The 6,341-nt window shown below is 42.4% G+C and carries 7 protein-coding genes; 1 reads left to right on the top strand and 6 read right to left on the bottom strand.

Annotation, left to right across the window (positions count from 1 at the left end):
* Window positions 1–247: aldehyde dehydrogenase family protein (locus tag NI465_RS14825; protein WP_253145829.1), on the bottom strand; the 247-nt coding region annotated here is incomplete at its 3' end.
* A 201-nt stretch (window positions 248–448) separates the two neighbouring features.
* Here NI465_RS14825 and NI465_RS14820 point away from each other — a divergent pair.
* On the top strand, window positions 449–1,630 hold the full coding sequence (locus tag NI465_RS14820; protein WP_004647792.1) for a helix-turn-helix domain-containing protein: 1,182 nt from the start codon (window positions 449–451) through the stop codon (window positions 1,628–1,630).
* A 505-nt stretch (window positions 1,631–2,135) separates the two neighbouring features.
* Here NI465_RS14820 and mdh read toward each other — a convergent pair.
* The 5 genes from mdh to NI465_RS14795 all read right to left on the bottom strand — a co-directional run bounded on the left by mdh (window position 2,136) and on the right by NI465_RS14795 (window position 6,331).
* Complete coding sequence (gene mdh, locus NI465_RS14815) at window positions 2,136–3,308, bottom strand: iron-dependent methanol dehydrogenase (RefSeq protein ID WP_071850974.1); 1,173 nt, start codon at window positions 3,306–3,308, stop codon at window positions 2,136–2,138.
* Window positions 3,309–3,563: 255 nt separating this feature from the next.
* Window positions 3,564–3,836 (bottom strand): hypothetical protein, encoded by a 273-nt coding sequence (locus NI465_RS14810; RefSeq protein ID WP_253145828.1) that lies wholly within the window; start codon window positions 3,834–3,836, stop codon window positions 3,564–3,566.
* The gene (locus NI465_RS14805; RefSeq protein WP_253145827.1) at window positions 3,833–5,392 is read right to left on the bottom strand and encodes a PepSY-associated TM helix domain-containing protein; all 1,560 of its coding nucleotides are present in this window, start codon (window positions 5,390–5,392) and stop codon (window positions 3,833–3,835) included. The genes NI465_RS14810 and NI465_RS14805 overlap by 4 nt, the downstream gene beginning before the upstream one ends.
* A gap of 3 nt (window positions 5,393–5,395) precedes the next feature.
* On the bottom strand, window positions 5,396–5,677 hold the full coding sequence (locus tag NI465_RS14800; RefSeq protein ID WP_253145826.1) for a hypothetical protein: 282 nt from the start codon (window positions 5,675–5,677) through the stop codon (window positions 5,396–5,398).
* Between the two features lie 42 nt (window positions 5,678–5,719).
* Window positions 5,720–6,331: a DUF4198 domain-containing protein gene (locus tag NI465_RS14795; protein ID WP_004647798.1), complete on the bottom strand. Its 612-nt coding sequence runs from the start codon at window positions 6,329–6,331 to the stop codon at window positions 5,720–5,722.
* Window positions 6,332–6,341 lie beyond the last annotated feature (10 nt).

The raw sequence follows: 6,341 nt of genomic DNA, 5'->3' as shown, positions 1-6,341 counted from the left end.
TATTGGAGCGGGTGGTCGGCGATGCTCTGTTCCATTGTTCTTTGGCTTTGTGCGCTGCATCCAGGGCCAATTCAATGTCTTCTACAGAAGAACGCGGAACCTTTGTAAAGACTTTGCCATCTACCGGAGAGATGTTGTCAAAGTATTCACCTTTGACCGGAGCGACCCATTCGCCGCCAATAAAATTCTCGTATTGTGCTTTAAAATGAACTTTTGAATCAGGTTGATTAGGATCGACGTAACGCATATTTATTTCCTTTGCTTATTTTCGTATGGCAAAACCGCTTCTACAGCTTTGGTATAAGGTACTTCTGCACCTTATTTGATTAATATAACTGGTATAAGGTTGGAAAAAGGTTGGGGCTAGCATGTTCACGATATTTTCATCCATTTTAAAAAAATAACGATTACAGCGGATGTAAATCATGAATTGTTGTGAGAATAAGGAATGATGACAAAACAAGATTTGATGGAAAAAAGGCACAATACTGATCAGCTTCGGCAAAACAGCAGTTTGTCTCCCTTACATGCAGAACAGCTGGGACAGAGTATTGCCAGCTCCTGGCAACGTTCATCCTCGGCTGAAATCCCGAAGAATCGTTTAGCAGCACCGCTGACGGATTTAAAAAAGACCACTTCTTCCTCAACTTTAGCCCAAGCCCTGCAACATTGTGCTCAGGATTTAAAACATATTGCCGAGCAATCTTCTATGGTGCTGGCGGTCGGAGATATCGGCAGCACCATCATTTGGGCAGCTTCTAGCCCACAAATGCAAAGTGCCGCAGAAAGTGTACATTTTATTGAAGGTGGGCAATGGCGCGAAGAGCTAGTCGGAACCAATGCATTGGCATTATCCTTAAAAACTCAACAATCCAGCTGTGTCTTTTCCAGTGAACATTACATGTCCTCCATTCATGATTGGGTTTGTTACGCTGCCCCGATTATTGATCCCTATTCAAAACAGGTCTTAGGTGTCATTGATCTGTCGACTACCTGGCCAAAGCATAACAGTTTAGCACTACTAGCTGCGGAGCGCTGTGCTACGATCATCCAGTCGGCTCTACTAGAATGCCAGAAGCAGCGCCTGTTTATTCGAGCTTTTTCAGTACCTCAAGTGCTGTTTAATGGCAAGATGTTGGTTCTGACTCCTCGACAGATTGAAATTCTGACCATTCTAGCCTTATGTCCGCAGGGTCTGAGTCTAGATACATTGCATCAAGCCTTATATGGCGAGCGCAAGGTCAGTATGGGTACTTTAAAAGCAGAAATGTCACAATTACGCGATTTATTAGGTGGTATGCTGGGTTCCAGACCCTATCGTTTATTGGCGCATGTAGAGGCTGATTTTTTAATGACAGAGCAATCTTTAGATGCTGGGTATATCGATTCAGCCTTGAAATTATGTACCGGCGTATTTCTGGCCAAAACAGAAAGTCCATTTCTATGCGCTTGGAGAGATTGTCTGGAATCACGCCTGAGCGATGCCATTTTCAAGGCTAATGAAACCGATGTCTTGCTGAAACATGTGGCACATTTTCCTGAAGCGATTGATGCTGTAGAACGCCTGATTGAACTGATGCCCAAAAACCATCCCGTTCATCAGACTCTGTTAAAATATAAAAATCTTTAAAGCTGATGTAACTGTCGGTACAAAGCTAAACAGTTAAAATAGGAATATTCTGGAATATTAAGTATTATCCTTGCTTACTGTGAGTTTACTTATTAATTTAGACTGAACCTGATCCTAAAATTTTTATCAGTGGCTACCCAGTTTGCTGTTTGCCTAGATGCTTGATATCAGCTACGCTCACCTTCATGTCATTTGAAGGACGCGCAGTTTATTCCTCAGGGATCAAATATAATCGTAAGATAATACGCTATGAAATTTTATTTATGGCTAGAACGGGCTAAAAAAATAGTGGCATTTTTCTACCATGGGATTAATGTCGATATTAATAATGAAGGGGACTTCATAAAAAAGAAACACCCCCCGCTTTTATCCTCTTATGAAGGCAAAAGGATCAGCCAGGAACAGGAAAATGCATGTCTGCTCTTGGCACACTTCCTCAGGAAGTGAAACAGGGGCTGTTAAAAATGTAAGTCAGATACTTGGAGAGAATACTTACATTGAGGTACTACATCGCCGCTTTAAAAATATCTACCACTTGGGCATGGTTGGCTTTACGTGGATTGGTCAACATGCAGGCATCTTTTTGTGCATTTTCCGCCATGATGGCCAAGTCAGCTTCTTTTACATTTAATTCCGTCAGCCCAGATGGAATACCAATTGAAGCCGAAAGCTGACGAATGGCGCCAATCGCTTCATAAGCTGCTCCAGTTACGGTTAAACCTTCTGTATTCACCCCCATCAATTGGGCAATTTTGGCATAACGTTCAGGACAAGCAATCAGGTTAAATTCACAAACATGGGGGAGCAGAATTGCATTACAAACACCATGCGGCAAGTTGTAGAAGCCTCCGAGCTGATGTGCCATCGCATGCACATATCCTAAAGAGGCGTTGTTAAAGGCCATTCCGGCAAGATATTGGGCATAGCTCATGGCATCCCGTGCTTCCAGATTATCCCCATTCGCCACTGCCAGGCTAAGCCATTCGCTGATCATGGTAATCGCCTTTTCTGCACAGGCATCAGTGATTGGATTTGCTGCCGTAGACACATAAGCTTCTACTGCATGCGTCAAGGCATCCATACCTGTTGCCGCAGTCAGCCCTGCAGGTTTGGCCAACATAAGTTTAGGGTCATCAATCGCAATGAGTGGTGTACAACGCCAATCTACAATCGCCATTTTCACATGGGTATCGGTATTGGTAATGATACAGAAACGTGTCATCTCCGAAGCTGTCCCTGCCGTGGTATTGATTGCAATCAGTGGTGTCATCGGGACGGTACTTTTATCAATCCCTTCATAATCACGGATATGTCCGCCACCTGCAGTGACTAGACCAATGCCTTTGGCACAGTCATGTGAGGAACCCCCACCTAACGATACAATAAAATCACAGGCATTTTCATTATAAGCTGTAACTCCATGATGCACGTTAATATCAGTTGGATTGGGTTCCGCGCCTGGGAAAATATAACTGTCAACACCCGCCTCTTTCAAATAATTTGCAATATCATCTGCAACACCAAATTTAAACAGCCCCGCATCAGTTACAATCAGCGCTTTCTTGGCACCTAAATTTTGTGCTTTTATCCCGATTTCTTTAGCACAGCCCGGACCAAAAAGTGAAACACAGGGAATATAAAAACCGTTAGTTTGATCTGAAATATTTTTAAAAGCCATGGCGTGATTCCTTCTACCATTAATTGATTATTTTATCGGTGACCCTCACCGTAATATAAGTATTGGATGAAGTTAAAAAGAATCCTACCTACCAAATACCTACCAATTTAAATTTCTGATTCTAGCCAAAATAATGAATCTGAAATATTTAAAAGTAGGTTGGCAAGGTTTAGCAGATACTGAGTAGATTGGTTCAATAGAGGGCATGTAAGTAGCGCACTAGGCTGTTTACTACTTTCTGATTTTAAATAAATACTAAAATGCTTTATTCATTTTTAAGATAAAGATAAACAGTACAGGGCTTAGAAATACCCATAAAGCCACAAAGCTAATACTGGAGCTAAACTGGGTACGTAATAAAAACATCGCGACGAATAAGAAAATACCCGCAGTGAATTTAGTGTGCGTAGGAAAATTAGCTAAAAAAGCGTAACGAGATTTTCGGGTTTTTAGGATCTGCTTTGCACTTACCGCATAAAAACCAGAACAGCTCAGCCAAAGCAGACCGATCACTGCAATCCATATCATGTTGATGATTCCTGTTGCGTAACTTTTAGTTTGGCGTGAATTTTATTGACCGCCTTTTGCTGAATAGGGGTAATTTTCTGGTGTAACAATAGGGCGAGAAGTGCCAAGTTCCACAGCATCAGATCGATTCGCAGAAATGGCCAGTAAGTTGTAAAAGAATCAATATAATCATGGAAAATGAGATAATAAATATTGATCAGCGGCAGCATAAAAGCAGTACCAATCAGGATTTTAAGCTGAATTTTCCATAAATATTGCTGCGGTGTTAAACATGCCAGAATGAAACTGCCGAGCCAAATACTGAAAAAACTATAAATCTCATAATTTGGTGCACCTACAGGGATGCTGATAAAACGATTCGCATAGAGATAAGCCAGCATGGCAATCGGCAAGCCAAGTATCATGGTGATATTCAAGCGGTTCACCAAATAATGTCCGAGATGAAACCGCGCTGATTTTTTCTGAATCTGGCGTTTCAGACTCCACAGCAGCAGACCGGAGGCAATCATGGCGCAGCCCAATATGCCAGAGAAAAACAATCCTAAACGTAAAGCAGGTTCAGCAAAACGTGCCATATGCAAACCATACATGCCGGCATTGAGTATGGCAATTGCACTTTCATTGCGTGTATTTTCAAGCAATTTTCCGGTAGCAGCATTTAAAATGAGCTGTGCCTGATTTCTGGTAATGGAATGATCTTTGAGCTGTGTTAAGGTTATGTGTGCCAGCTGGGTATTGGGCTGCTTGACCGTGATATTGTCAAATTCCGCATGTCCCCAGTGTTGCTGCGCCGTGCTAATAAAATGTTGAATTGGCAGCATCTCGGTTTTCACCGGAACCACAGAGTTGGCCAATACATTGACTGTGCGAATTTCTTCAAAATACTGAAAGGGATTGTCTGGATAGAGTTTTTTCATGCCGGAAGGCAGTACGATATAAAAGAAAATCGCCAGCCCGGTAAATGTCATGGTCAAAAAGAACGGCAGGGCAATCACTGAACTAACATTATGAAAATCCAGATAGGAGCGCTGCCCCTTAAATGCTCTTAAGGTAAAAAAGTCTGTCAGGATTTTTTTATGGGTAATGATTCCTGAAATCAGAGTCAATAACATGATAAAGGCAGCAATCGTCACAATCAGCCGACCAATGGTGTAGGGCATACCATAGAGCTGAAAATGAAAATTATAGAAAAAATCTCCCCCTTGGGTGGCCGAGAGGTTTAATTCTTTTCCTGTCGAAGCATCCAGGGTTTTGACTTCATAGCCACCATCCGCTTTTTGCCAGTAGACTTTATTCACAGGTGAATCTTGATTGGCGACTCCGATATACCAGTTTTGGGCGTCCGGTGCATGCTGCTGTAAATAGCTGTAAGCAGATTTTAAGGCAGTTTCCTGATTGACTTGTATTGAGGCAAATTCAGGCTGCATCCATATACTGATTTCATGCCGGTAATAGGTGACCGCGCCTGTTAAAAAGATCGCGAAGAGCAGCCAGCCAAAACTTAAACCTAACCATGAATGTAGCCATGCCATGGATTGACGGACAGATTTATGCATGGTTTAACCTATGAAGCGGGAGATGGTAAATAAGCTAAGGAAAGGAAGCAGGCTATAGACCGAAAGCTTTTTTAAACTCTGGATACAGAAGATGCCAATCACAAAACAGACATAAAAAATCAGGGCAATAACGGCGGCCAAATAGATGGATTCTGCTTTGGGCAGAAAAGCCTGTAGAAAGTAAGCCAGATCGAGTGCGATCAAATAACTGCACAAGTAGCCCATCCCAAAGCTCATGCCTAAGCGATAGAAAATGGCGAGTGGCTGCACTACAACAGACATCATATTTGGCCTTGAATAAATCTATACTGATGAAAATCTAAAAACTTAATAAACAAAACTTAAAGTCGTTACCAGATACTGTTTTTTATAGGCCTGCTGATTCAATTTTCCGGCCTTGTCTGCTTCTTTGCCAACTTCAATGACATATTGACCTTTCCATGGCGTGGCGATCGTAATCTGGCCTTGGCCGTTGGTGGTGTATTTTTTTAGCCAGAATTGCGGGGAAAAGACTGTGACTTCAACATCCGCAGCAGCTTTACCCTGATACAGTACCGTAAATGTATTGCTGTTGATCTGGGTCGGGACAATATCCAGTTCGGACTCTGCTTTCAAGTTTTGTCTGCCGGATTTGGCATGATAGCTCAGCAATGATTCTCCATAGATCAATTCATGAGTGAGCTGGACATCGGTCTGGCCTTGGGTTGCATAGAGCAAATGATCCTGTTGCATTTGAGGACTAAATGTTTTTTTGGCCTGAACGGCCTTTGCCTGATTGAAAGACTTGAGGGCACCTTGCTGCGTTTCTTTGAGCTGTTCACTATATTCACCAAAGAACGCATGAGTCTGCTGATTTGTGCCACGTTCCAGCCAAAGCATATGCGCCTGAGCTGAAAGTGTCATAGACAGTCCGAGGGTCAGAGCGATCATTTTTTTCATTTGTTTTACC

The organism is Acinetobacter lwoffii (assembly GCF_024129855.1).
GTDB classification, from domain to species: Bacteria; Pseudomonadota; Gammaproteobacteria; order Pseudomonadales; family Moraxellaceae; genus Acinetobacter; species Acinetobacter lwoffii_L.
Note: the sequence above shows the minus strand (reverse complement) of the source record. Positions and strands in the feature narration are given on the sequence as shown.